Source organism: Pseudomonas sp. RIT411 (genome assembly GCF_003057735.2).
In the GTDB taxonomy this organism is placed as follows: Bacteria; Pseudomonadota; Gammaproteobacteria; order Pseudomonadales; family Pseudomonadaceae; genus Chryseomonas; species Chryseomonas oryzihabitans.
On sequence record NZ_QBIZ02000011.1, the window covers coordinates 22,739 to 43,955 of the forward strand.

General features: G+C 66.9%; 19 protein-coding genes. 7 read left to right on the forward strand and 12 right to left on the reverse strand.

Going from position 1 to position 21,217, the window contains the following annotated elements:
* Window positions 1-142 precede the first annotated feature (142 nt).
* Both quiC and DBY63_RS15760 read left to right on the forward strand, forming a co-directional pair.
* Window positions 143-2,044: a 3-dehydroshikimate dehydratase QuiC gene (gene quiC / locus DBY63_RS15755; protein ID WP_108582408.1), complete on the forward strand. Its 1,902-nt coding sequence runs from the start codon at window positions 143-145 to the stop codon at window positions 2,042-2,044.
* A gap of 54 nt (window positions 2,045-2,098) precedes the next feature.
* Window positions 2,099-2,755: a TetR/AcrR family transcriptional regulator gene (locus tag DBY63_RS15760; protein ID WP_007160977.1), complete on the forward strand. Its 657-nt coding sequence runs from the start codon at window positions 2,099-2,101 to the stop codon at window positions 2,753-2,755.
* Between the two features lie 526 nt (window positions 2,756-3,281).
* Here DBY63_RS15760 and DBY63_RS15765 read toward each other — a convergent pair.
* The 4 genes from DBY63_RS15765 to DBY63_RS15780 form a co-directional block, all read right to left on the reverse strand.
* The gene (locus DBY63_RS15765) at window positions 3,282-4,139 is read right to left on the reverse strand and encodes a glucose 1-dehydrogenase (RefSeq protein ID WP_027600032.1); all 858 of its coding nucleotides are present in this window, start codon (window positions 4,137-4,139) and stop codon (window positions 3,282-3,284) included.
* Between the two features lie 32 nt (window positions 4,140-4,171).
* The gene (locus DBY63_RS15770) at window positions 4,172-5,245 is read right to left on the reverse strand and encodes a class I mannose-6-phosphate isomerase (RefSeq protein WP_108582409.1); all 1,074 of its coding nucleotides are present in this window, start codon (window positions 5,243-5,245) and stop codon (window positions 4,172-4,174) included.
* Window positions 5,246-5,300: 55 nt separating this feature from the next.
* Entirely contained in the window at window positions 5,301-6,158 is an 858-nt protein-coding gene (locus DBY63_RS15775; RefSeq protein WP_042137614.1) for an SDR family oxidoreductase, read from the reverse strand.
* A gap of 100 nt (window positions 6,159-6,258) precedes the next feature.
* Window positions 6,259-6,846 (reverse strand): TIGR00730 family Rossman fold protein, encoded by a 588-nt coding sequence (locus DBY63_RS15780; RefSeq protein ID WP_027600035.1) that lies wholly within the window; start codon window positions 6,844-6,846, stop codon window positions 6,259-6,261.
* Window positions 6,847-7,176: 330 nt separating this feature from the next.
* Here DBY63_RS15780 and azu point away from each other — a divergent pair, with 330 nt between their 5' ends.
* A complete protein-coding gene (gene azu, locus DBY63_RS15785) occupies window positions 7,177-7,626 on the forward strand; it encodes an azurin (protein ID WP_027600036.1) in 450 nt (149 codons plus the stop codon).
* A 661-nt stretch (window positions 7,627-8,287) separates the two neighbouring features.
* Here the strand turns inward: azu and DBY63_RS15790 are convergent.
* The gene (locus tag DBY63_RS15790) at window positions 8,288-8,836 is read right to left on the reverse strand and encodes a glutathione peroxidase (protein WP_108582410.1); all 549 of its coding nucleotides are present in this window, start codon (window positions 8,834-8,836) and stop codon (window positions 8,288-8,290) included.
* A gap of 80 nt (window positions 8,837-8,916) precedes the next feature.
* Window positions 8,917-9,246 (reverse strand): hypothetical protein, encoded by a 330-nt coding sequence (locus DBY63_RS15795; RefSeq protein WP_007163001.1) that lies wholly within the window; start codon window positions 9,244-9,246, stop codon window positions 8,917-8,919.
* A 232-nt stretch (window positions 9,247-9,478) separates the two neighbouring features.
* Here DBY63_RS15795 and DBY63_RS15800 point away from each other — a divergent pair, with 232 nt between their 5' ends.
* Window positions 9,479-10,885, forward strand: a complete 1,407-nt coding sequence (locus tag DBY63_RS15800; protein WP_044342966.1) for an L-cystine transporter — start codon at window positions 9,479-9,481, stop codon at window positions 10,883-10,885.
* Window positions 10,886-10,963: 78 nt separating this feature from the next.
* Here the strand turns inward: DBY63_RS15800 and ureC are convergent, their stop codons facing one another.
* From ureC to DBY63_RS15830, 6 genes are all read right to left on the reverse strand, one after another.
* Window positions 10,964-12,664: an urease subunit alpha gene (gene ureC, locus DBY63_RS15805; protein WP_027600952.1), complete on the reverse strand. Its 1,701-nt coding sequence runs from the start codon at window positions 12,662-12,664 to the stop codon at window positions 10,964-10,966.
* A 340-nt stretch (window positions 12,665-13,004) separates the two neighbouring features.
* Window positions 13,005-13,310, reverse strand: a complete 306-nt coding sequence (locus tag DBY63_RS15810) for an urease subunit beta (protein WP_007162998.1) — start codon at window positions 13,308-13,310, stop codon at window positions 13,005-13,007.
* Entirely contained in the window at window positions 13,307-13,816 is a 510-nt protein-coding gene (locus tag DBY63_RS15815) for a GNAT family N-acetyltransferase (RefSeq protein WP_007162997.1), read from the reverse strand. The genes DBY63_RS15810 and DBY63_RS15815 overlap by 4 nt, the downstream gene beginning before the upstream one ends.
* 10 nt (window positions 13,817-13,826) lie before the next feature.
* Entirely contained in the window at window positions 13,827-14,129 is a 303-nt protein-coding gene (ureA, locus tag DBY63_RS15820) for an urease subunit gamma (protein ID WP_007162996.1), read from the reverse strand.
* Window positions 14,130-14,226: 97 nt separating this feature from the next.
* Window positions 14,227-15,066 carry an urease accessory protein UreD gene (locus DBY63_RS15825; protein ID WP_108582411.1) on the reverse strand — a complete coding sequence of 280 codons (840 nt, stop codon included), beginning with the start codon at window positions 15,064-15,066 and terminating at the stop codon, window positions 14,227-14,229.
* 1,065 nt (window positions 15,067-16,131) lie between these two features.
* On the reverse strand, window positions 16,132-17,175 hold the full coding sequence (locus DBY63_RS15830) for an AraC family transcriptional regulator (protein ID WP_044342964.1): 1,044 nt from the start codon (window positions 17,173-17,175) through the stop codon (window positions 16,132-16,134).
* A gap of 339 nt (window positions 17,176-17,514) precedes the next feature.
* Between DBY63_RS15830 and eat the strand changes: the two genes are divergently transcribed.
* From eat to eutC, 3 genes are all read left to right on the forward strand, one after another.
* Window positions 17,515-18,879 (forward strand): ethanolamine permease, encoded by a 1,365-nt coding sequence (eat, locus tag DBY63_RS15835; protein ID WP_027600043.1) that lies wholly within the window; start codon window positions 17,515-17,517, stop codon window positions 18,877-18,879.
* Window positions 18,880-18,902: 23 nt separating this feature from the next.
* Window positions 18,903-20,294: an ethanolamine ammonia-lyase subunit EutB gene (locus DBY63_RS15840; RefSeq protein WP_108582412.1), complete on the forward strand. Its 1,392-nt coding sequence runs from the start codon at window positions 18,903-18,905 to the stop codon at window positions 20,292-20,294.
* A gap of 102 nt (window positions 20,295-20,396) precedes the next feature.
* Window positions 20,397-21,212 (forward strand): ethanolamine ammonia-lyase subunit EutC, encoded by an 816-nt coding sequence (gene eutC, locus DBY63_RS15845; RefSeq protein ID WP_108582413.1) that lies wholly within the window; start codon window positions 20,397-20,399, stop codon window positions 21,210-21,212.
* Window positions 21,213-21,217: the final 5 nt, after the last annotated feature.

Below are 21,217 nucleotides of genomic sequence, written 5' to 3' on the forward strand. Positions count from 1 at the left end.
GCGAACAGAAACTAACCGGTTCGTACATAATCCATTGTTGGGTCGCCGGGCGCCACGAATAATCGGCACCAGACCCGACAGATCCGTGTCACCCCGCCCTGGCCCAGCCCGCGGAGTGGCCGTTCAACACAGGAGCACCGGCATGCAGCGTTCCATCGCGACCGTATCCATCAGCGGCACCCTGACCGAAAAGCTCGAGGCCATCGCCGCGGCGGGCTTCGACGGTGTGGAAATCTTCGAGAACGACCTGCTGTATTCCGGTGCCAGTCCGCGGGAGATCCGCCAGCGCGCCCAGGACCTGGGGCTGGCGATCACTCTGTTCCAGCCGTTCCGCGACTTCGAGGGCAATCGCCGCGAGCGGCTGCAGCGCAATCTCGACCGCGCCGAGCGCAAGTTCGACCTCATGCAGGAGCTGGGCACCGACCTCATCCTGGTGTGCAGCAACACCGCCGCCGACAGCCTCGGCGACGAGCGCCTGATCGCCGACGACCTGCAGCTGCTGGCCGAGCGCGCCGCCCCGCGTGGCCTGCGCATCGGCTACGAAGCCCTCGCCTGGGGGCGTCACGTCAACACCTGGCAGCAGGTCTGGCGGCTGGTGAAGGCGGTCGATCATCCCAATCTCGGCGTGCTGCTCGACAGCTTCCACACCCTGTCCATTGGTGGTGATCCGGCGGGCATCGCGCAGATCCCGGGGGACAAGATCTTTTTCGTGCAGATGGCCGATGCGCCCGTGCTGCAGATGGACGTGCTGGAGTGGAGTCGGCATTTCCGCTGCTTCCCGGGGCAGGGCGAATTCGACCTGGCCGGTTTCCTCGCGCCCATCCTGCAGACCGGCTACCAGGGGCCGCTGTCGCTGGAGATCTTCAACGACGGCTTCCGCGCCGCCCAGACCCGCGCCACCGCCGCCGATGGCCTGAGATCCCTGCTCTACCTGGAGGAGCAGACCGCCGCGCGGTTGCAGCGAGAAGAGAGCCCTGGGGCAGCGCCGCTGTTCGCCCCGCCCGAGGCGCCGCGCCTGGAGGGCACCGAATTCCTCGAATTCGCCGTGGACGACGGCCATGGCGCCGACCTGGCGGGCTGGCTAGGCAAACTGGGCTTTGCCCGGGCCGGCCGGCACCGCTCCAAGAACGTCACCCTGCTGCGCCAGGGCGAGATCAACCTGGTGCTCAATGCCGAACCCTATTCCTTCGGCCACAACTTCTTCGAGGCCCACGGCCCCTCGCTGTGCGCCATGGCCCTGCGCGTGCCGGACAGCCAGGCCGCCCTGGAGCGCGCCCAGCAGTACCGGGCGCAGCCCTATCGCGGCCTGGTCGGTCCCAACGAGCGGGAGATCCCGGCGGTGCGGGCGCCCGATGGCAGCCTGATCTATCTCGCCGATCGTGGCGCCGACGGCCGCAGTCTCTATGACACCGACTTCGACGTCAGCGCCGGCGCCAGCGGCGGCCTCGGCCTGACCCACGTCGACCACGTGGCCATCGCCCTGCCGGCCGATGCCCTGGACAGCTGGGTGCTGTTCTACAAGAGCCTGTTCGATTTCAGCGCCGACGACGAGGTGGTGGTCCCGGACCCCTATGGCCTGGTCAAGAGTCGCGCCCTGAAGAATCGCGAGAGCAGCGTGCGCCTGGCGCTCAACATCTCGGAGAATCGCAACACCGCCATCGCCCGGGCGCTGTCGAGTTATCGCGGCTCGGGGGTGCACCACATCGCCTTCGCCTGCCAGGACATCTTCCAGGCGGTGGAGCAGGCCAAGGCCGCCGGGGTGCCCCTGCTGGAGATCCCGATGAACTACTACGACGACCTGGGGGCGCGCTTCGATTTCGACGACGACTTCCTCAGTCGGCTGGCCTACTACAACGTCCTCTACGACCGCGATGCCCAGGGCGGCGAGCTGTTCCACGTCTACACCGAGTCCTTCGCCGACCGCTTCTTCTTCGAAATCCTCCAGCGCAAGGATTACAGTGGCTACGGCGCCGCCAACAGCCCGGTCCGCCTGGCGGCCATGCTGCAGGCGCGCCAGGGTCGCCCGGCGCCCCTGGAATTCTGAGCCAGGCGGGCACCCCGGGGTGCCCGCGCCTCTCCTCCGACAAGAGTCAGCCCGATGCAGGACACCCCGGCGCTCGCGCCCACGCTGCGTACCCCGCGCAAGAACAATCCCGAGAAGACCCGCCAGGCCATCCTCGCCGCCGCCGTGGCCGAGTTCGCCGACCTGGGCCTGAGCGGCGCGCGGGTGGACGCCATCGCCGAGCGCACCCATACCTCCAAGCGGATGATCTACTACTACTTCGGCAGCAAGGAGCAGCTCTACCTGACGGTGCTGGAAAAGCTCTACAGCGACGTGCGCGGCAACGAGGCCGAATTGCCGCTGGACCGCCTGCCGCCACTGGAGGCGATCCGCACCCTGGCGGAATTCCTTTTCGAGCATCACCGCAGTCACGACGACTTCATCCGCGTGGTGAGCATCGAGAACATCCACCGCGGTCGCCACCTGGCGCAGTCCGAGACCATCTCCAGCCTCAACTCCTCGGCGCTGGAAGCCCTGCGCCGCATCCTCGCCCGTGGCGAAGCCAGCGGCGAGATCCGCAGCGGGCTGGACGCGGTGGATGTGCACCTGCTGATGTGCTCGTTCTGCTTCTACCGCGTCTCCAACCGCCACACCTTCGGCCGCATCCACGACATCGACATGGAAGAACCGGCGGTGCTGCGTCGGCACAAGACCATGATCGGCGATGCCATGGTGCGCTATCTGCAGCCGTAAGGGAGGCGGGCGACCCTCACCCCGGCCCTCTCCCAGGGGGAGAGGGGGCGTCTGACCGAGGCTTTTGGTTGTCGGCATGGATTCGTAGGGTGGAAAACCGCGCAGCGTTTTCCACGCGGACGCCCGAGCGATCTTCTCTCGGAGAGAGGGCAAGACTAGTAGGTTGGGTTGAGACGGCTTCATCGTCGAAGCCCAGCGCTGCCGGATACCCCACGTTGGGCCTCGCTGCGCTCAACCCAACCTTCGGAAACATCTACCTCCTCGCCCTCGGAGAAAGAGCGAACCCAGATATGTAGGGTGGAAAACCGCGTAGCGTTTTCCACGCGGACGGCCGAGCGATCTTCTCTCTGAGAGAGAGGCAAGCCTCTTAGGTTGGGTTGAGACAGCTTCATCGTCGAAGCCCAACGCTACCGGATACCCCGCGCTGGGCTTCGCTGCGCTCAACCAACCTACGGAATTATCTACCCCCTCTCCCTCGGGGAGAGGGCCGGGGTGAGGGTAAACCCCGGCACCCCAGCCAGAACCCTCAGAGCACCGGCATCCCGCCCGTCACCGGCAGCATGGCGCCGGAGATGTAGCTGCCTTCGTCCGAGGCCAGCAGCACATAGGCCGGGGCCAGCTCCACCGGCTGGCCGGCGCGACCAAGAGGGGTACTGGCGCCGAATTGCTCAGGTTCGTCGGGCTTCATGGTGCTGACGATCAGTGGCGTCCAGATCGGGCCGGGGGCCACGCTGTTGGCGCGGATGCCCTTGTCGCCGAGCAGTTGCGCCAGGCCCGCGGTGAAGTTGGCGATGGCGCCCTTGGTCGCCGAATAGGCCAGCAGGGTCGGCGGGGCGATGTCGGCGTTGATCGAGGCGGTGTTGATGATGGAGCCGCCGCGCGGCATGTGCTTCACCGCCGCCTGGGTGATGCGGAACATCGCATGGATGTTCACGTTGAAGGTATGCACCCATTCCTCGTCAGGAATCTCGTCGAGACTGTCGCGCACCTGCTGGAAGGCGGCGTTGTTGACCAGCACGTCGATCCGGCCAAAGGCCTCGACGGTTTTCTGCACCACGTCCAGGCAGGTCTGGCGGTCGACCAGATCGCCGGGCAGCAGGACGGCCTGGCGCCCGGCCTCGGTGACCAGGCGGGCGGTCTCCCGGGCATCCTCGTGCTCGTCCAGGTAGGCGATGGCGACATCGGCGCCTTCACGGGCGAAGGCGATGGCCACGGCGCGGCCGATACCGCTGTCGGCACCGGTAATCAGCGCCGCCTTGCCCTTGAGGCGACCCGAGCCGCGATAGGTTGCGGCGCCGCTGTCGGGCAGCGGATCCATGCGCGCTTCGGAGCCGGGAAAGGTCTGGGGTTGGGGTTTCAGTGGGGGCTTGGGATAGTCGCTCATGGGGACTCCTTGAAGGTCAGTGAGCTTGCAGTTCAGGAAGAGCATTCGATACCCAGGTCGGCCATGACCGCGGGGCCGTAGCCGGCGGCGGCCAGGGGCGCCTGGATGTCCTGATGCAGATCCGGCACGTAGCCGACCAGCAGGTCGGCCGGGCCGCTCAGACGGATTTCGCCGAGCGCGGCCGGCAGCAGCAGGGATTCGGCGGCGCCGAGCATGCCGCTCCAGCCAGCCGACTCCAGCCGTACCGGACGCCCGACGTTGCTCAGCAGGCGGGCGCTGGAGAAGCGATAGTCCAGCGGCGGCGCCCCGGCGCCGGCCAGCCGCCAGCGTTCCAGGGCGAAGTGCCGGCAGGCCGTGCACAGCAGGCGGTCGTGCCCATCGCCCAGGGGCAGGCGCAGCCCGGGGGTGACCCGCGGATCGGCATCCAGATCCAGTTCGTCCAGCAGCGCCTCGATACCGGCGCGCCAGTCGGCGTGGGGCAGCGGCTCGCCATCGGTCATGCGCCAGGGCATGGCCTGCTGCTGGATGTCCGAGGTCTGTTCGATCTCGTAGATCAGGGTGCCGGGACCGAAGCTGTGCAGGGTGCCGCCGGGGATGAAGAAGGTCTCGCCAGCGCGCACCGGAAGGCGCCGCATGACAGCGTCGTAGTCCTGCCGCAGCAGGGCGTCGCGCACGCGCTCGCGACTCTGGCCGGGCTTGAGGCCCACCAGGGCGGTGGCGCCCGGTTCGGCCCAGAGGATGTGCCAGGCTTCGGTCTTGCCGTTGGGCTGGCATTCCAGGCGGCGGGCGGTGGCATCATCGGCGTGCAGGTGCACCGGCAGGCGGCCGCTGCCGTCGATGAACTTGGTCAGCAGGGGAAACCAGGGGCCCTGCCAGCCCGGCGCGACCAGTTGTTCGGGATAGGCCTGCACCACGTCATGCAGGCTCTGGCCGGCGAGGGGACCGTCGAGCACCGTGGCACTGCTGCCCGGTACGTCGCTGATTTCCCAGGTCTCGGCGATGCGGCCCGGGGGCAGGCCACGCTTGCCGAGGCGCTCGGCGATCTCGTGACCGCCGAACACATGGGTGCGCAAGGGGGTGGAAAGGCGCAGGGGTTGGCCGAGCATCGGGGGACTCCAGCGGCAAGAAAGGCGCCCCGGCCCGGGCCGGGGCAGAGAAAACTCAGAGAATCGGCTTGCCGCCGGTGACGGCGATGCGCGCGCCCGAGGTGTAGCTGGATTCGTCGGAGGCTAGCATCACGTAGACCGGCGCCAGTTCCACCGGCTGGCCGGGGCGGCCGAGCGGGGTGTTGCCGCCGAATTCCTTGACCTGCTCGGGCGGCATGGTGGCCGGGATCAGCGGGGTCCAGACAGGGCCGGGGGCCACGCTGTTGGCGCGGATGCCCTTTTCGCCAAGCAGTTGCGCCAGGCCCGCGGTGAAGTTGGCGATGGCGCCCTTGGTGGTGGCATAGGCCAGCAGCGTCGGCCGCGGCATGTCCGAATTCACCGAGGTGGTGTTGATGATGGAGCCACCCTGGCCCATGTGCTTCACCGCAGCCTGGGTGATGCGAAACATGGCGGTGATGTTCACATCGAAGGTGTAGACCCACTCGTCGTCGGGAATCTCGTCGAGGGTCTCGTGGGTCATCTGGAAGGCGGCGTTGTTGACCAGCACGTCGATGCGCCCGAAGGCGGCCACGGTCTTGTCCACCACTGCCAGGCACTGCTCGCGCTTGGACAGGCAGCCCGGCAGCAGCAGGGCCTCGCGCCCGGCTTCGCGCACCAGGCGGGCGGTATCCTCGGCGTCTTCGTGCTCGTTCAGGTAGCTGATGGCGACATCGGCGCCCTCGCGGGCGAAGGCGATGGCCACGGCACGGCCGATGCCGCTGTCGCCACCGGTGATCAGCGCCTTCTTGCCGGCCAGACGGCCAGAGCCCTTGTAGCTTTGCTCACCGCAATCCGGGACCGGATTCATGCGCGATTGCAGGCCGGGAACCTCTTGCTGCTGTTCCGGCATCGGGGCTTTGGGAAAATCGGTCATGGAGGAATCCTCGTCGCTCGTGTGACTTTTGCGGGCCTGTCAGTACCGACAGGCCACAAGCGGCGAGGGTTCGAGACCCGGGACGGGCGGTGTACCGGCGCTAGCGCGGTGCCGCTTCGGCCCAGCGCGGCGGCACCGTGGGCTGCCAGGTGGCGAGGGCGTCTAGCAGGGCGGTTGGCGAAGCCTCCACCTGCAGCATGGCGCGGTGCGGCGCGGCAACGAAGCCCTGGGCGACCAGGTGATCGAGGAAGCCTTCCAATTGCGCATAGAAGCCATCGACCTCCAAGAGACCCATCGGCTTGGCGTGATAGCCGAGCTGCCCCCAGGTCCAGACCTCGAAGAGTTCTTCCAGAGTGCCCAGGCCGCCGGGGAGGGCGATGAAGGCATCGGCCAGCTCCGCCATCCGCGCCTTGCGCGCATGCATGCCGTCGACCACTTCCAGCCGAGTGCAGCCCGTATGGCCCAGTTCGGCGGTCTTGAGGCTCTGGGGGATGATGCCGATGACTTCGCCACCGGCGGCCAGGGCGGCATCGGCGACCACACCCATCAGGCCGACCTTGCCACCGCCGTAAACCAGGGTGAGGCCGCGCTCGGCGAGGGTACGCCCGAGGTGCGCGGCCGCTTCGGCGAAGACCGGCGAGGCGCCGGGCTTGGCACCACAGAAGACACAGACGGTTTTCAGCGACATGGGGACTCCTAGGCAGGCAAAACGCCTAGCCTAGCTGTCCGTCACCCGTGATCAAAGCACCGTCATCGCGCGAGGAAAGCCTCTTCCGGCGCATTGCCACTGGCGGCCTGGGCATAGCTGGCGAACAACTCGTGCAACAGGGCGGTAAGGGTCATGGCGGGCGTCCTTGGCTGGCGGGTGATGGAGGGATAGTACCCAGAGGTAAGGCCCGGCGACCTGGCAAAGGTTTCGATGGAGGCGATAGAGCGAAGCCGCTCCCTTGCCATGGCCGCTGGAACCCGCCACCCTCGCATCGGTCTGACTGGCGACTTTCACGCATCCGGAGGGTTCATGAAATCCACGCTTTTCGCCGCCGCGCTGTTCGCCCTGGGAAGTACCGGCGCCTGGGCCGCCGACAGCTGTACCACCCAGATCGAAGCCGGCGACCAGATGACCTACAGCCGCGCTTCCATCCAGGTCCCGGCCTCGTGCAAGACCTTTACCGTGGAGTTGATCCACAGTGGCAGCCTGCCCAAGAACGTCATGGGCCATAACTGGGTGCTGACCCGCTCCACCGACGCCTCGGCCGTCGACGCCGCCGGCATGAACGCGGGCGAAGCCAAGGGCTACCTGCCCGAGGGCGACGAACGCATCATCGCCCATACCAAGATGTTGGGTGGTGGCGAAAAGGACTCCGTGACCTTCGATACCGGGGCCCTGGAAGCCGGCAAGGAATACACCTTCTTCTGCTCCTTCCCGGGGCATTTCGGCTCCATGCGCGGGGTGTTGCAGCGCGGGTAAGGAGAAGGTTGGGTTGTGGCGGTCGACCGTCGCAATCCGACCTCTTGAGCAGGAGACGCCTGGAGATTGGGTTGAGCGTTAGCGAGGCCCAACATTGCAAGGCTCACGCTTGTTTAGTAGGTGCCATGGCTGCTTATTGAGTGCTTGGAGAGTTTTTGTTTCGCCCACCCGGGCGAGTTACTTTTTGCAGTCGCGGCTGCGCGCCCCGCAAAAAAGTAACCAAAAACGCTTGCCCCACCATCCGGCCTTTCGCTTCGCTCCAGGTCCGCTCACGCCAGCGCCGTTCCAGGTTCGGTCCAGATGGGCCGTCCATGGCTCACTGGACCTCTCGCCGCATCCATGCGGCTCGACCCACTCCACGGCACTGGCGTTCGCCCTGCTGAACGGGGCGATTCGCCAGCCTGAAAGTATTGGTTGAATAACCCGTAACCCGTAGCGTGGACAACGGCGAAGCCTTGTCCACTGTCGGCGATCAAGCTCAGACGTCGTCCTTGAGCTATTGGAATCGCGGTCATGGACCGCTCCTACAGCAATCGGAAGATCCCGTAGGAGCGGCCCATGGCTGCGATAAAGACGTTGCCCCTATTCGGTAGTCAAGCTACTGCCAGCGGAAAACGCTGCGCGGTTTTCCACGCTACAGCTCTGGTGAACACTCAAGCCCTCAGCCCTTCGCCAACTCCACCTCAATCGCCTCCACCAACCGCGGATCATCCGCCGTCACATCCGGCGCGAAGCGCCCCACCACCTCGCCATTGCGCCCGATCAGGAATTTCTCGAAATTCCACAGCACCTCGGGCTTGGGATTGGGGCTGCCGCCACGGCTCACCATGCGTTCACGGAAGGGACCGTCACCGGTCGCCTCGGGCTGGGCACGGGTGAGTTCTTCATAGAGCGGATGCTTGTCTTCACCCACCACACTGAGCTTGGCGAACATAGGGAATTGCACGCCATAGGTCAGGGTGCAGAATTCCTTGATCTCGGCGTCGCTGCCGGGCTCCTGCTGCTTGAAGTTGTTGGCGGGAAAGCCGAGCACTTCCAGGCCGCGTTCGCGCTGGGCCTCGTAGAGGCGTTCCAGCCCCTCGTACTGGCTGGTCAAGCCGCACTTGGAGGCGACGTTCACCACCAGCAGCACCTTGCCCAGGTAGCGTTCCAGGGTCAGGGTTTCGCCATCGATGGATTGCAGCGGGAGTTTCATCAGGGTCGCGGTCATGGTCGGCTCCTCGGAAAGAAGCGACCAGCCTAGCGCAAAAACGCCGCCTCCATGGGCGGCGCCTGTCGGTCGGGCGGGGCTCAGCGCTTGAGCTTGACCACGTCGCCGGAAACGGTGGTGGTGTAGCCGTTCAGGACATAGGCCCAGAACCAGTTTTCCTGCACCTGGGCATTGATTAGGGCATCGCCGCCGCGGGACTTGATGGCGGCCTGCTGGGCGCGCACGAAGCGGTCGTTCTGCTGGACCGGGATGAAGCCCAGGATCATGAGACCGGTGGCCTTGCCCTCGCCATGACCGACGACGGTGTACTGCGACGGATCCAGATTCTGCGTCTTCATCGCGGTGCCGGTGCAGCCGGCGACGGCGGCGGCGAGGGCGAAGGAAGCGGCGAGCTTGGCGAAACGTTGCATGGAGTCACTCCTTTTTGGGTTGGCAGCGTCGGGCATCGTTTCCCGACGGAGCGCACTCTAGCAGCGCCAGGCCCGGCGGAAATACCGTTCGCCCCGGCGATAGAACCGCTCCTCCCAAGGTCCCAGGGTTATCAGGTGATAGCGCCTCGATCTAAGCCGAGTCGGCCCGAGCTGCTACCATCGCCGCCTTTTCGTCCGGCGGCCGCGTCGGGCGCCGTATCGGAGACCTCGTGTGAATCTGCCTCTCGTCCTCAATCTCGTCGCCTTCGCCGTGCTGCTCGGCCTGCTGGCGCGTACCCGCAACACCGGCTGGAGCCTGGCCGTGCGCGTCTTCATCGGTCTCGCCCTGGGCGTGGCCTTCGGCCTGGTGCTGCAACTCGTCTACGGCCATGACGCCCCGGTGCTCAAGACCTCCATCGGCTGGTTCAACCTGGTCGGCAACGGCTATGTGCAGCTGCTGCAGATGAGCATCATGCCGCTGGTGTTTGCCTCCATCCTGGCCGCCGTGGCGCGGCTGCGCGAAGCCTCCTCCATGGGGCGCATCAGCCTGCTGACCCTGGGCACCCTGCTGTTCACCACCGCCATCGCCGCCCTGGTCGGGGTGCTGGTCACCTGGCTATTCGGCCTGAGCGCCGAAGGCCTGGTGCAGGGCGCCCAGGAGACCGCGCGCCTGACCGCCCTGCAGAACAGCTATGTCGGCAAGGTGGCGGATCTGTCGGTGCCGCAGTTGCTGCTGTCCTTCATTCCGAAGAACCCCTTCGCCGATCTGTCCGGCGCCAATCCCACCTCCATCATCAGCGTGGTGATCTTCGCCGCCTTCCTCGGCGTCGCCGCCCTGCGCCTGCAGCGTGACGATCCGGTCCGCGGCGAGAAGGTGCTGGCCGGCATCGACGTGCTCCAGGCCTGGGTGATGAAGCTGGTGCGCCTGCTGCTGCAACTCACCCCCTATGGCGTGCTGGCGCTGATGACCAAGATGGTCGCCACCGCCAGTCCCCAGGACGTGCTCAAGCTGGGCACCTTCCTGATCGCCTCCTACCTGGGCCTGGGTATCCTCTTTGGCGTCCATGCGCTGCTGCTGACCCTGAGCGGCCTGTCGCCGGCGCGCTTCTTTCCCAAGGTCTGGCCGGTGCTGAGCTTCGCCTTCACCAGCCGCTCCAGCGCGGCGACCATCCCGCTGAACATCGAGGCCCAGACCGAGCGCCTCGGCGTGCCGCCGGCCATCGCCAGCTTCGCCGCCTCCTTCGGTGCCACCATCGGCCAGAACGGCTGCGCCGGTCTCTATCCGGCGATGCTGGCGGTGATGGTCGCGCCGACCCTGGGCATCAACCCCTTCGATCCGCTGTGGATCGCCACCCTGGTGGGCATCGTCACCCTGAGTTCGGCGGGCGTGGCCGGCGTGGGCGGTGGTGCCACCTTCGCCGCCCTGATCGTACTGCCGGCCCTCGGCCTGCCGGTCACCCTGGTGGCGCTGCTGGTGTCCATCGAACCCCTGATCGACATGGGCCGCACCGCCCTCAACGTCAACGGCTCCATGACCGCCGGCACCCTGACCGCGCGCTGGATGGGCCAGCTGGACAAGGCCGCCTACGACCGCGACGACCGGGCCGAAGCGCCAGCGGCGCCGATCAGTCGCGGCTGAACCGCAGAGGGCTTCGGGTAGGTTGGGTTTAGCGCAGCGAAGCCCAACCTACCCTGTGCCTGGTTAGAACAGGCCCCTTTAGAACAGGAAATACCGCTGCGCCATCGGCAGCACCTCGGCCGGTTCGCACCAGAGCAGCTGGCCGTCGGCCTTGACCTGGTAGTTCTGCGGATCGACCTCGATGGTCGGCAGATAACCGTTGTGGATGAGGTCGCTCTTCTGCGCGGTGCGGCAGCCCTTGACCACGCCGATGCGCTTCTTCAGCCCCAGTTGCTCCGGCACCCCGGCCTCGAAGGCGGCCTGGCTGATGAAGGTCAGACTGGTGTCATGGAGCATGCCGGCGTAGCTGCCGAACATGGGGCGGTAGTGCACCGGTTGCGGGGTGGGGATGGAGGCGTTGGCGTCGCCCATCAGACTCGCCGCGATGGCGCCGCCCTTGAGGATCAGCGTCGGCTTGACGCCAAAGAACGCCGGGCGCCAGAGCACCAGGTCGGCGAACTTGCCCACTTCGATGGAGCCCACCTCGTGGCTGATGCCATGGGTGATCGCCGGGTTGATGGTGTACTTGGCGATGTAGCGCTTGACCCGGAAGTTGTCGTTGCCGGCGGCGTCTTCGGGCAGCGGGCCGCGCTGCTTCTTCATCTTGTCGGCAGTCTGCCAGGTGCGGGTGATGACCTCGCCGACGCGGCCCATGGCCTGGCTGTCGGAGCTGATCATGGCGAAGGCGCCGAGGTCGTGGAGGATGTCCTCGGCGGCGATGGTCTCGCGGCGGATGCGACTCTCGGCGAAGGCCACGTCCTCGGCGATGCTCGGGTCCAGGTGGTGGCAGACCATGAGCATGTCCAGGTGCTCGTCGATGGTGTTCTTGGTGAAGGGCCGCGTCGGGTTGGTGGAACTGGGCAGCACGTTGGGGAAACCGCAGGCCTTGATGATGTCCGGCGCGTGGCCGCCCCCGGCACCTTCGGTGTGATAGGTGTGGATGGTGCGACCCTTGAAGGCGCCCAGGGTGGTCTCGACGAAGCCGGATTCGTTGAGGGTGTCGGTGTGGATGGCCACCTGGATGTCGAAGCGATCGGCCACCGCCAGGCAGTTGTCGATGGCGGCGGGGGTGGTGCCCCAGTCCTCGTGCAGTTTCAAGCCGATGGCGCCAGCGCGGACCTGCTCCTCCAGCGGACCCGGCAGGCTGGCGTTGCCCTTGCCGGTGAAGCCGATGTTCATCGGGAAGGCGTCGGCGGCCTTGAGCATCTGCGCCATGTGCCAGGGACCGGGGGTCACGGTGGTGGCATAGGTGCCGGTGGCCGGCCCGGTGCCGCCGCCGATCATGGTGGTGGTGCCGCTCATGAGCGCCTCTTCGATCTGCTGCGGGCAGATGAAGTGGATGTGGGAGTCGATACCGCCGGCGGTGAGGATCATGCCTTCACCGGCGATGACCTCGGTGGCGGCGCCGATGGGCACGCTGACACCCGGCTGGATGTCCGGGTTGCCGGCCTTGCCGATGGCATGGATGCGGCCGTGCTTGAGGCCGACGTCGGCCTTGACGATGCCCCAGTGGTCGACGATCAGCGCATTGGTGATGACGGTATCGACCACCTCGGCGGCGGGCAGCTGGCTCTGGCCCATGCCGTCGCGGATGACCTTGCCACCGCCGAATTTCACCTCTTCGCCGTAGACGGTGTGGTCTTCTTCGACCTCGATCCAGAGCTCGGTGTCGGCCAGGCGCACCCGGTCACCGGTGGTGGGGCCGAACATGTCGGCATAGGCTTGGCGGGAGATTTTCATAGGCGTGAATCCCGAATAAAGGTGGTCCGGTTGGCCCTCACCCCGACCCTCTCCCGGAGGGAGAGGGGGAGGAGCGGGTAGCATCCTGTTGCCTCGCAGGGAGTCGTCCCTGGGAAGCTGGGTATTCTGGTTGGCCCTCACCCCGGCCCTCTCCCGGAGGGAGAGGGGGAAGGGCGGGTGTCGTCCTGTTGCCTCGCAGGGAGCCGTTCCTGGGAGGCTGGGTGTTCTGGTTGGCCTTCACCCTTCCCCTCCCCCGGAGGGAGGGGGAAGGGCGGGAGCTCGATGTCTGCTTTTAGCCCCCTCTCCCCTTGGGAGAGGGTTGGGGTGAGGGCGCTTGCCGCTACAACTTCCCCATTACCCGCCCGGCGAAGCCGTAGACGGTGCGCAGCCCCGCCAGCTCGACCAGTTCCACCTCGCGACTCTGGCCCGGTTCGAAGCGCACGGCGGTGCCGGCGGCGATATTCAGGCGCATGCCGCGCGCCAGGGCGCGGTCGAACACCAGGGCGTCGTTGGTTTCGTGGAAGTGGTAGTGGGAGCCCACCTGGATCGGCCGGTCGCCGCTGTTGGCGACGGTCAGGCTGAGGGTGCGGCGGCCGGCGTTGAGTTCGATGTCGCCGTCCTGGATCTGGTATTCGCCGGGGATCATGGGCGCTGCTCCAGCATCAGTTGCATGAAGGTGAGGTCCAGCCAGCGACCAAACTTGGTGCCGACCTGGGGCATCTGCCCGGTGGTGAGGAAGCCGAGGCGTTCGTGCAGGCGGATGGAGGCCTGGTTGCCGCTCTCGATGGCGGCCACCATCACGTGCTTGTCGCAGGCGCGGGCGCGTTCGATGAGCACCGTCATCAGCCGCGGACCGATGCCCTGGCCGCGCTGGTCGGGATGGATATAGACCGAGTGCTCGACGGTATGGCGAAAGCCTTCGAAGGGGCGCCAGTCACCAAAGGAGGCATAGCCCACCACCGTGCCTTCGGCGTTCTCGGCGACCAGGATGGGGTAGCCCTGGGTGGCGCGCAGGTCGAACCAGGCCTGGCGGTTGGCCAGGTCCACCGGGGTCTCGTTCCAGATCGCCGTGGTGTTGCTGACGGCGTCGTTGTAGATGTGCAGCACGGCCGGCAGGTCGGCAGGGGTGGCGTCGCGGACGATCAGACTCATGGCGGACTCCCTAGGCGATCGGCTGGTGGACGGTGACCAGCTTGGTGCCATCGGGGAAGGTGGCTTCCACCTGGATCTCCGGGATCATTTCCGGGACGCCTTCCATCACCTGGTCGCGGGTCAGCAGGGTGGTGCCGTAGTGCATCAGCTCGGCCACGGTGCGACCGTCACGGGCACCTTCGAGCAGGGCGGCGGAGATCAGCGCCATGGCTTCCGGGTAGTTGAGCTTCACCCCACGTGCCAGGCGGCGTTCGGCCACCAGGCCGGCGGTGAAGATGAGCAGTTTGTCTTTCTCGCGGGGCGTCAGGTCCATGGGTGTTCTCTTTGGCGAAGGGCATCGCGGCCATGGGCCGCTCCTACAATTCTGCGCTTCCATGTAGGAGCGGCCCATGGCCGCGATCACGAAGATATCAGGTACTCCAGATTCGCGGCGGGACGGCGATACGGCCGAGCAGGGCGGGGCGCAGCAGGCGCCAGACTTCGATCAGCCAGGCGCGGGCCTGCAGCGATTCGGCGGCCAGGCAGCGAGCGACCACCAGGCCTGGCAGTTGGGTCAGGTCACCCCGCACTGGCAGGGCCAGCCCGCGGCAGCGCTCCAGGGTGTCGGCGTCCAGGGTGCCAGTGAGCAGCAGGGTGGCGAACACTGGCTGACCGGCGAGGCCGATGGGCGAGTCCAGCAGGCGATCCGCGCCGACCAGGCGCTGGCGCTCGTGCCACAGCGGGGTGCCGTCGCGACGGATGTCCAGATGGGCCTGAAACAGGCCGTCGGTGAAGCGCTCGGCGCTGGCCGGGCGACCCAGGGCGACGACGTCCCAGTAGCAGAGGCGGGCATCGCCCTCCAGCTCGATGCGGGTAGCGAGATGGGCCCGGGCACCGGCGAAGACGATGGTCTCCTGGGGCAGCCATTCCAGGGTGGCACCGGCGGCGACGCGCAGCTCGATCTGCTGGTGGGCGGCGCTGTCGGCGCGATACCACTTGGCTGCGCCGGGGCTGGTGAGCTGGGCCCAGGCGTTTTGGCCGACGCTGACGTCGATGTCCAGCCGATCACCCCCGGCGATGCCACCCGGGGGATGCACGATGATGTGCTGGCAGACCTCGGGACCCTCGGCGTGCAGGTGTTTCTGCACCCGCAAGGGGCCGAGGTGGTGGCGGGTGGTCGGCCGGGTCCAGTCGCCCTGGCGGGCATAGGCCAGCTCCAGGCGCGCCAGCCAGGCGGGGGTGAAGAGGGCAGGGGGCAGGGCAGAGGTCATCGGGTGGTCGTTGTTCTGGTTGGGGCTGTTTGGGGAGCGCCTTGCAAGAATCTGACCGAGTGGGCAGAGGTTGGCTTTCGGCTAGGTATGGTGGGGGTGTTTGGCTGATTACCGAGTGCTTTGATGGTTTTTGTTTCGCCCGCTCGGGCGCATCACCTTCACCGCTTCGGTAGGTTGGCGCTGAGTGGAGCGAAGCCCAACGTTGCGGAGGTTGGCCGTGATGCCTCGGTTTACCAGTGCTCTAGCTGCTTATCGAGGTCTGTTGATGGTTTTGTTTCGCCCACCCGGGCGAGTTACTTTTTGCAGTCGCCAAAAAAGTAACCAAAAACGCTTGCCCCACGTTTCGGCCCTCCGCTTCGCTCCAGGTCCCCTCACTCCGGTGCCGCTCCGGGGGGCACGGCACGAAGGGGCCTCCTGCCCCTCGCGCCTTGCTCGGCGTCCTGCCTCGCATCCCCCTCCGCGACACCTGCACTCGGCCTCACTGACGGGGCGGGGCGCCAGCCTGATGCCTGGGTGTTCACAGGATCTGTAGCGTGGAAAACCGCATAGCGTTTTCCACTGGTGGGCACCTAAGCCATCAGTGGACAAGGCTTCGCCGTTGTCCACGCTACGGGCTACGGGCTACGGGCTACGGGCTACGGGCTACGGGCTACGGGCTTTTGTGGCTGTTCAACCAATATTTTCAGGCTGGCGAATCGCCCCGTTCAGGAGGGCGAACGCCAGTGTCGTGGAGTGGGTCGAGCCGCAGGGATGCGGCGAGAGGCCTAACGGGCCATGGACGGCCCGTGTAGGCCGACCCCGGAGCGGCGCTGGCGTGAGCGGACCTGGAGCGAAGCGAAAGGCCGGATGGTGGGGCAAGCGTTTTTGGTTACTTTTGTCCGGGGCGCGCAGCCGCGATTGGCAAAAGTGACTCGCCCGAGGGGGCGAAACAAGAAGTACCAGCAAAGCTAGATAAACAGCTATGGCACCCATAACACAGAGCCGCAACCCCACCTTGTTGGGCTTCGCTACGCTCAGCGCCAACCTACGTCAGCCGGCGTTCGTGGCTCTTTTCCCCACCCCATTTTAAGAAATCCCCCGCCACTGCCGCGGACTCACCTGAAACCACCGCCGAAACGCCCGCGAAAAGGCGCTGGTCTCCGAATAGCCCAGCAGCGGCGCCAGGTCGGTGACCGGCAGCCGCTGTCGCAGGTAATGCTGCGCCAGGTCGCGGCGGACGCCTTCGACCAGCGCCGAGAAACTCGCGCCCTGGTCGCGCAGGCGGCGTTGCAGCTGGCTGGTGGAAAGGTCCAGACGCTGGGCGATGGACTCCAGGCTGGGCTCGCCCAGGGGCAACGCCAGGCGCACCGAGGCGCGGACCTCTTCGAGCAGTTCCATCTGTGGCAGCCGCTGGCCGAGTTGGCGGATGGCGTCCTGCACCACCAAGAGGAGCAGCGGATCGTGGTCGGGCATGGCGCGGCCGCGCAGGTCGGCCTTGGGCACCAGCATGGCATTGCAGGGCTGGCCGAAGCTGACTGGCGCGTCGAACAGCCGGCGGTGCTCGTGCCAGCCTTCGGGGCGCGGATGTTCGAATTGCACCGCGCGCGGCGCCCAGGTGGGCCCGAGCACATGGCGCAAGAGGTTGAGCAGCATGCCCAGGGTCAGCTCGGCGTCCTGGCGGCGGGCGACGATGGCGCCGTGGCGCACCTGGTAGTCGAAGCGCCAGCAGTCACCGGCGTCCACCAGCTGGATCAGGGTGCTGTGCTGGTGAAAGGGAAAGGCGGCGGCGAAATTCTGCAGGGCCGCTTCGGCGGTGGGCGAGCAGAGCCCCACGTAGCCCAGCAGGCCGAGCATCTGCGGTTTGAATTGGCCGCCGTAGTGCAGGCCGAAATTGTCGCAGCCGGACTGGGCGGCGGCTTCCTCCAGGACCCGGCAGTAGTTGCCCAACCCCAGGCTCAGGGTGGGGTGCTGCAGCTGTTCGGGGTCGATGCCGGCAGTGCCGAAGATGCGATCGACATCGCCACCATGGCTGGTGATGACGGCGTCCAGTCCGCTGGCGGCGGCGGAGAGCACGCCAAGGTTGCGCGACGGTGAGGTCAGGGCGGCGAAGCCGGAGGCGGCCAGGGGCATGGTGCGGGTCCAGGGAGGGGATCGGCATGAATGAAGCAAAGGCTGTGCCCCGGGGCGGAAAGCGGTCCTCCATCGGGGCGGGAACGCCGAGGGCTTCACGCTATTAGGCGTCTTGGCGTGCCTCATCGCGGGGCGGGTGGTCAGGCATCGCACCAGGCTGGTGCGGTCTCGGGTAGCACCCTGGGAAGAGGGGTAACGCCGACTTGACCCGGGGTCACAGCGACCGTGCCGAGCGGTCAAGTCGCCACGGCCCCGAGCTGTTTAAGCTCGAAAAAGCCGGGCATCGCGGGATCGCGGTGACCCATTCGGATCACGTCGCTACAAGGGGAGTGGCCTGTCATGACCAACGAGAAACTCAAGCCGACCCTCGGCACCCTGCACCTCTGGGGCATCGCCGTGGGGCTGGTGATCTCCGGGGAATACTTCGGCTGGAGCTACGGCTGGGGCGTCGCCGGGACCCTGGGCTTTCTGATCACCGCGCTGGTGGTTGCGGTGATGTATACCTGCTTCATCTTCAGCTTCACCGAGCTCACCACCGCCATTCCCCACGCCGGCGGGCCCTTCGCCTACAGCCGGCGCGCCTTCGGCCCCATGGGCGGCACCATCGCCGGCATCGCCACCCTGATCGAATTCGTCTTCGCCCCACCGGCCATCGCCATGGCCATCGGCGCCTACCTCAACGTTCAGTTTCCCACCCTCGATCCCAAGCTCTGCGCGGTGGCGGCCTACTTCATCTTCATGACCCTGAACATCCTCGGGGTGAGCATCGCCGCCACCTTCGAACTGGTGGTCACGGTGCTGGCGGTGATCGAGCTGCTGATCTTCATGGGGGTGGTGGCGCCGGGCTTCAGCCTGACCAACTTCACCAGCGGCGGCTGGGCCGGGCAGGACCAGTTCTCCCTGGCCGCGGTGGGCGGCATGTTTGCCGCCATTCCCTTCGCCATCTGGTTCTTTCTCGCCATCGAGGGCGCGGCCATGGCCGCCGAGGAAGCCAAGGACCCCAAGCGGACCATTCCCAAGGCCTACATCGCCGGTATCCTCACCCTGGTGACCCTGGCCATCGGCGTGATGATCTTTGCCGGCGGCGTGGGTGACTGGCGCGCCCTGTCCAACATCAACGATCCGCTGCCCCAGGCGATGAAGGGCGTGGTGGGCGAGGGCTCGATGTGGCTGCACCTGCTGGTGGGCATCGGCCTGTTCGGCCTGGTGGCCAGCTTCCACGGCATCATCCTCGGCTATTCCCGGCAGTTCTTCGCCCTGGCCCGCGCCGGCTTCCTGCCCCATGGCCTGGCCAAGCTGTCGCGCTTCCAGACCCCGCACCGCGCGGTGCTGGCCGGTGGCGTGGTGGGCATCGCCGCCATCTTCAGCGACGGTGTGATCAGCCTGCAGGGCCTGACCCTGACCGCCGCCATGATCACCATGAGCGTGTTCGGCGCCATCGTCATGTACATCATGAGCATGCTCAGCCTGTTCAAGCTGCGGCGCAGCGAGCCGAACCTGGAGCGCACCTTCCGCGCCCCCGGCTATCCGGTGGTGCCGGCCATCGCCCTGGTGCTGGCGGTGGTCTGCCTGATCGCCATGGTCTGGTACAACCCGGTGATCGCCAGCGTCTTCGTGGTGCTGATGGTGATAGGCGCGCTGGTCTGCGGTCTCAGCCGTAGGCAGAGCGACATCGCTCCCGATGCCGCCTTTGGCGAGGCCTGAGCAGCGCAACCCGAGGAGGTAGCATGAGCGGTTTCCAGCACAGCGTGGGTGGCCAGACCTGGCGCTTCGCCGATCTCAAGGAACTGCTGGCCAAGGCCACCCCGGCGCGATCCGGGGATGTCCTGGCCGGGGTCGCCGCCAGCAGCGACGTGGAGCGGGTGGCGGCGCAGATGGCGCTGGCCGAGGTGCCGCTCAAGCACTTTCTCAGCGAGGCGGTGATCCCCTACGAGGCCGACGAGGTCACCCGGCTGATCCTCGACAGCCACGATGCCCAGGCCTTCGCGCCGGTCGCCCACCTCACCGTGGGGGGCTTCCGCGACTGGCTGCTGGGGCCGGTGGCCGACGAGACGAGTCTTGCCGCCCTGGCCCCGGGGCTGACCCCGGAGATGGTCGCCGCGGTGTCCAAGATCATGCGTATCCAAGACCTGATCCTGGTGGCGCAAAAGGTCCGGGTGGTGACCCGCTTTCGCAACACCATCGGCCTGCGTGGACGGCTGTCGACCCGGCTGCAGCCCAATCACCCCACCGACGATCCGGCCGGCATCGCCGCCAGCGTCCTCGACGGCCTGCTCTATGGCAACGGCGATGCGGTGATCGGCATTAATCCGGCCACCGACAGCACCAGTGGTATCTGCGAACTGCTGAAGATGCTCGACGCCGTGATCCAGCGCTACGAGATTCCCACCCAGTCCTGCGTGCTGACCCACGTCACCACCAGCATCGCCGCCATTGAGCGGGGTGCGCCGGTGGACCTGGTGTTCCAGTCCATCGCCGGCACCCAGGGCGCCAACGAAAGCTTCGGCATCAGCCTGGCACTGTTGCAGGAAGGCTACGAGGCCGGACTGTCGCAACGCCGCGGCACCCTGGGCAACAACCTCATGTATTTCGAGACGGGGCAGGGCAGCGCCCTGTCGGCCGGGGCCCACCACGGCGTCGACCAGCAGACCTGCGAGGTGCGAGCCTACGCCGTGGCGCGGCAATTCAAGCCGCTGCTGGTCAACACCGTGGTCGGCTTCATCGGCCCGGAGTACCTCTACAACGGCAAGCAGATCATCCGCGCCGGGCTGGAGGATCACTTCTGCGGCAAGCTGCTCGGCGTGCCAATGGGCTGCGACATCTGCTACACCAACCATGCCGAGGCCGACCAGGACGACATGGACATGCTGCTGACCCTGCTGGGCGCGGCGGGCATCAACTTCATCATGGGCATCCCCGGGTCGGACGACGTGATGCTCAACTACCAGACCACCTCCTTCCACGACGCCCTCTATGCCCGCCAGGTGCTGGGCCTGCAGCCCGCCCCGGAATTCGCCGCCTGGCTCGACCGCCTGGGCATCCTGCGGCTGGAGGACGGCCGCTTCCGCCTCGGCGAAGGCTTGCCAGCGCCATTCCAGCGGGCGCTGGCGCAGTTGTAGGGAGGATCGCGGCCATGGGCCGCTCCTACAAACTCCCTCTGTACCCGTAGGAGCGGCCCATGGCCGCGATAGCTTAGATACCGAATCGTTCAGGAGTCGCTCATGAACCCCAACGACACCGCCCGCCCCGACCCCTGGGCCGAATTGCGTCGCCTGACCCCGGCACGCATCGCCCTCGGCCGTGCCGGGACCAGCCTGCCGACGTCGGCCCAGCTGGACTTCCAGGCCGCCCATGCCCAGGCCCGCGATGCGGTGCATCTGGCTTTCGATCATCAGGGCTTGCGCGAAGGCCTGGCCGCCCAGGGGCGCGAGACCCTGGTGCTCAAGAGCGCCGCGCCGGATCGCCATACCTATCTGCAACGTCCCGACCTGGGCCGCAAGCTGTCCGCGGAGTCCGCCCACGAACTCCAGGCCTATGCCGCCGAGCATCCCGAGGGCTTCGACGTCGCCGTGGTCATTGCCGATGGCCTCTCGGCCCTGGCGGTGCATCGCCATGCGCTGCCGTTCCTGGAGCGCCTGGCCGATCAGGCCGGGGCCGAGGGCTGGCGCTGGGCGCCGGTGACCCTGGTGGAACAGGGGCGGGTGGCGGTCGGCGACGAGATCGGCGGGCTGCTCAAGGCGCGTCTGCTGGTGATGCTGATCGGCGAGCGCCCCGGTCTGAGTTCGCCCGACAGCCTCGGCCTCTACTTCACCTACGGCCCGCGCCCGGGCCTCAACGACGCCTATCGCAACTGCATCTCCAACGTGCGCCTGGAAGGCCTGGCCTATGGCCTGGCGGCGCACAAGCTGCTCTACCTGATGCGCGAAGCGGATCGCCGCAAGCTCTCCGGCGTGCAACTCAAGGACGAAGCCGAGGTGCCGCTGCTGGAAGGTGGGCAGGACAACGCCCGGATCGGCAACTTCCTCACCGCGGGCTGATTGCC

What these genes read in the sequence shown, in the direction of transcription:
- azu (WP_027600036.1), top strand. Translation starts at nt 7,177, where the DNA reads ATGAAATCCACGCTTTTCGCCGCCGCGCTGTTCGCCCTGGGAAGTACC.
- DBY63_RS15795 (WP_007163001.1), bottom strand. Translation starts at nt 9,246, where the DNA reads ATGCAACGTTTCGCCAAGCTCGCCGCTTCCTTCGCCCTCGCCGCCGCC.
- DBY63_RS15765 (WP_027600032.1), bottom strand. Translation starts at nt 4,139, where the DNA reads ATGAGCGACTATCCCAAGCCCCCACTGAAACCCCAACCCCAGACCTTT.
- DBY63_RS15815 (WP_007162997.1), bottom strand. Translation starts at nt 13,816, where the DNA reads ATGAGTCTGATCGTCCGCGACGCCACCCCTGCCGACCTGCCGGCCGTG.
- eutC (WP_108582413.1), top strand. Translation starts at nt 20,397, where the DNA reads ATGAACCCCAACGACACCGCCCGCCCCGACCCCTGGGCCGAATTGCGT.
- DBY63_RS15810 (WP_007162998.1), bottom strand. Translation starts at nt 13,310, where the DNA reads ATGATCCCCGGCGAATACCAGATCCAGGACGGCGACATCGAACTCAAC.
- quiC (WP_108582408.1), top strand. Translation starts at nt 143, where the DNA reads ATGCAGCGTTCCATCGCGACCGTATCCATCAGCGGCACCCTGACCGAA.
- DBY63_RS15825 (WP_108582411.1), bottom strand. Translation starts at nt 15,066, where the DNA reads ATGACCTCTGCCCTGCCCCCTGCCCTCTTCACCCCCGCCTGGCTGGCG.
- eat (WP_027600043.1), top strand. Translation starts at nt 17,515, where the DNA reads ATGACCAACGAGAAACTCAAGCCGACCCTCGGCACCCTGCACCTCTGG.
- DBY63_RS15790 (WP_108582410.1), bottom strand. Translation starts at nt 8,836, where the DNA reads ATGACCGCGACCCTGATGAAACTCCCGCTGCAATCCATCGATGGCGAA.
- DBY63_RS15780 (WP_027600035.1), bottom strand. Translation starts at nt 6,846, where the DNA reads ATGTCGCTGAAAACCGTCTGTGTCTTCTGTGGTGCCAAGCCCGGCGCC.
- ureC (WP_027600952.1), bottom strand. Translation starts at nt 12,664, where the DNA reads ATGAAAATCTCCCGCCAAGCCTATGCCGACATGTTCGGCCCCACCACC.
- ureA (WP_007162996.1), bottom strand. Translation starts at nt 14,129, where the DNA reads ATGGACCTGACGCCCCGCGAGAAAGACAAACTGCTCATCTTCACCGCC.
- DBY63_RS15770 (WP_108582409.1), bottom strand. Translation starts at nt 5,245, where the DNA reads ATGCTCGGCCAACCCCTGCGCCTTTCCACCCCCTTGCGCACCCATGTG.
- DBY63_RS15840 (WP_108582412.1), top strand. Translation starts at nt 18,903, where the DNA reads ATGAGCGGTTTCCAGCACAGCGTGGGTGGCCAGACCTGGCGCTTCGCC.
- DBY63_RS15760 (WP_007160977.1), top strand. Translation starts at nt 2,099, where the DNA reads ATGCAGGACACCCCGGCGCTCGCGCCCACGCTGCGTACCCCGCGCAAG.
- DBY63_RS15830 (WP_044342964.1), bottom strand. Translation starts at nt 17,175, where the DNA reads ATGCCCCTGGCCGCCTCCGGCTTCGCCGCCCTGACCTCACCGTCGCGC.
- DBY63_RS15775 (WP_042137614.1), bottom strand. Translation starts at nt 6,158, where the DNA reads ATGACCGATTTTCCCAAAGCCCCGATGCCGGAACAGCAGCAAGAGGTT.